A 3113-nucleotide genomic window follows, 5' to 3' on the forward strand; every position below is an offset into this window, starting at 1 on the left:
TCGACAGCTTCAACGCCTTTATGTCCCTGAACGAACGCGCCGCCCGCTCCGCGCTTCTCGATATCCAGAAGGCCCTGGGTCCATTTCGCAACGAACGCGTGCTTGCGGCAACCGCGGTAACCGACATGGCTATTTCTTCATTGCAACGGCGCTCGGTGACGATCTATCTCGCCCCGAACATCACTGACATGACGGTGCTTCGGCCTTTGCTCACCCTCTTCGTGCAGCAGGTGATGGACTTGCTGACACGCGAGCACAACCCTGATGCCCTCCCCGTCTACTTTCTGCTCGACGAGTTCCGGCAACTGAAGAAAATGGACGAGATCCTCAACAAGCTCCCCTACGTCGCCGGTTACAACATCAAGATGGCCTTCGTCGTTCAGGACCTGAAGTGCATCGACGAGATCTATGGAGAGACCGCCCGGCATTCGCTCCTCGGCAATTGCGGGCTTCAGCTCATCCTCGGCGCCAACGATCAGGTCACGGCAGAATACGCTTCACGCGCGCTTGGAAAACGCACGATCCGCTATCAGTCGGAAACAAGGACGCTTGAGCTTTTCGGTCGGGCCCGACGCACCAGGGTCGAGCAGATCCGTGAGCGCGACCTGATGATGCCGCAGGAGGTCCGGCAGATGCGGGAAGACAAGGCAATCCTGTTGGTCGAAGGGCAGCGCCCCATCCTCGCCAGCAAGCTTCGCTACCACGCTATCGAGCCGTTCAAGACTGCCGCTCTCGCTTCTCGCCAGAACACGGTACCAGTTCCAGACGTCGAAATGGCCCGAGCCTTGCCGGTGCCTGCAACATTGCCCGACTACGCGGTCGATGGACCTGATCCGAGACCTGGTAGGATTGAGCTCGATCGGCATGAGGTCATTGACGATGCTGCCTTTGAGGCCTCGTCTGCAGAAAACGTCGACGCTGCTGTCAGTTCGAAGGAAAGACTGGTTGTCACTGCACGCAAGTTGAAGTCTGTCATCGCTGCTTGCCTGTCAGCTGCGGACATGCCGATGAACCAAAGGATCAGCATTCAGGATGTTCTTGCCAAGACTATTCCGGATCCGGAAGAGGTCGGCCTGGATTGACATATCAAACCCATTATCGTCGCTGCGGCGACCTACTCCGGATGCTTTCTGATCCTGGCTCGGGCGAACATAAGACTATGACGAGGAGGAGCAGTATGGCGACGACGTAGACTAAACGGTCCGCTCTCTTGCTCGCACGTTCCTCGAGCGTGCGCGGGGCTTGCTGAGGTTACTAGCTCAGACGACGAGATATTGGACTGAAGTATGACCAAGCACGGTGCTGGTGCGGCGACGGCTGCCGACGAAACGACGGTAGAGCGCACATCAGCCACCGAGGCGCCCTTGGCGGGCCCGACGGCGTCGGGTTGCTATTATAATTGTTTTGCAAAAACATTATAACTCGGCACAGTTGGGTTGGCGAGCATTGCTATCGACAACTATGATTTCGATGCCGTCGCTCGGAAAACGAGCCCGCCATATTCTGCCGTCGCGCAAGAGAGCAGAAAGCGGCTGCCTGGCGCTTCATGAATACAGGCCGCGTAGCTAAGAACCAGCGTCGGTGGAGTTGTGTAAACCGATAGGCAGGCCTTTGCAGTCAGCGATCTGACTGAAAATTGCCATGCACTTAAACCCGGTTTTCCGGGGCTTTAAATACTTGCTGAGGCGGTTGACAAAAGGCAGAACGGTTATAATGTTTTTACAAGGAAATTATAGCGAGGACTTGCCCGTCGTTCGTAGGACAGCGCTCGAGGGTAACTGCAAAGGATCGCCTGCAGAGAAGCGGCTTACGAAAAGGTGATGAGCGAACTGGCGGCCGAGGCCGCGGCGTGCTCAACGGGGACGCAAGGAATGAAACAGATCGACCTCGTGTACCGAACGATGCTCGCGGAACTCGCACAGCGATCTTTCGATGCCCAATTCAAAAGCGACTTTCCCCTTGATGGCCGTTTCGTAACCGTTCCCGTCAAGGGGCGCCATTACTGGTATTTCGATCGGCCTACTCCCGAGGGCAAGGACAAGCGAAGCTATGTCGGCCCGCACGACGATCCCGCGATCACGGCGCGGGTGAACGCCCACAAGGACATCAAGGATGACATCCGCGAGCGTCGGCGCATGGTCGGCGTTCTGCGCCGTAGCGCGGGGCTTGCTGGCCCCGATCCTTTCGCGGGCGACGTCACGAAAGCCCTTGCGGACGCCGGATTGTTCCGCCTGCGGGCTGTCCTGATCGGGTCGGTGGCTTTCAGCTGTTATAGCGGCCTGCTTGGGGTCCGGTTGCCCGCGGCGGCAATGCAGACTGGCGACGCGGATTTCGCGCAGGATTTTGCGATTTCGGCCGAGGTCGCAGACAGCTTGCCGCCTATTCTGGATATTCTGAAAGCAGTCGAGCCGTCTTTCCGTGCGGTCCCGCACCAGGCGGACCAGGCGAAAGTCGTCGCCTTCCAGGACAAGAAGGGCTACCGCGTGGAATTCCTGACCGGCAACAGGGGCTCAGACGGATACACAGGCAAGCCCTCGCCCATGCCCGCCCTCGGCGGCGCGTCGGCGGAAAACCTGCGGTTCCTCGATTTCCTGATTTACGAGCCTGTCCGGGCCGTCCTGCTTCATCGCGAGGGCGTAACCGTAAACATCCCGGCGCCCGAACGGTATGCGGTGCACAAGCTCATTGTGGCTTCGAGGCGAGCCCCAGACACGATGGGGCGCGCAAAGCGGAACAAGGACCTCCTGCAAGCCTCGTTGCTCTTCCAGGCGCTCCTGGAGACGCGACAGGCCGATCTGATTGTCGATGCCTACCAGGAGGCATGGGATCGCGGGAAATCATGGCAGGAGGCAATGGTTTCCGGCCTCTCGTTGATGCCCGACAATGGCAGGCAGGCACTGGCGAAGGCTCTCGATGTGTCAGTGGATCAGCTCGGCCTAGGGACCAGACATGAAAACGGAATTCGTGCCTAAGGAGATCCCGGCCGTTGCTGGAACAGAAACTCGGCACATTCCATCGCGCGCGACATCGCGTGGCTGCTTACCGCGCCGATCTTTAGGCCGCATCGGCCCGAAGCGTACCCACCCCATTGAGGGGTGATCAGCTATGTGCTT

2 protein-coding genes are annotated in these 3113 nt (G+C 58.8%); both read left to right on the forward strand.

Annotated features, from left to right (window positions below):
* Nucleotides 1-1082: type IV secretory system conjugative DNA transfer family protein (locus tag PMI09_RS10160; RefSeq protein WP_007792263.1), on the forward strand; the 1082-nt coding region annotated here is incomplete at its 5' end.
* Nucleotides 1083-1871: 789 nt separating this feature from the next.
* On the forward strand, nt 1872-2972 hold the full coding sequence (locus PMI09_RS10170) for a nucleotidyltransferase family protein (RefSeq protein ID WP_007792267.1): 1101 nt from the start codon (nt 1872-1874) through the stop codon (nt 2970-2972).
* Nucleotides 2973-3113 lie beyond the last annotated feature (141 nt).

This window comes from Rhizobium sp. CF122 (assembly GCF_000282035.1).
Lineage (GTDB): Bacteria > Pseudomonadota > Alphaproteobacteria > Rhizobiales > Rhizobiaceae > Rhizobium.

Coding starts and splice junctions, on each gene's coding strand:
- PMI09_RS10170 (WP_007792267.1), top strand. CDS start 1,872: ATGAAACAGATCGACCTCGTGTACCGAACGATGCTCGCGGAACTCGCA.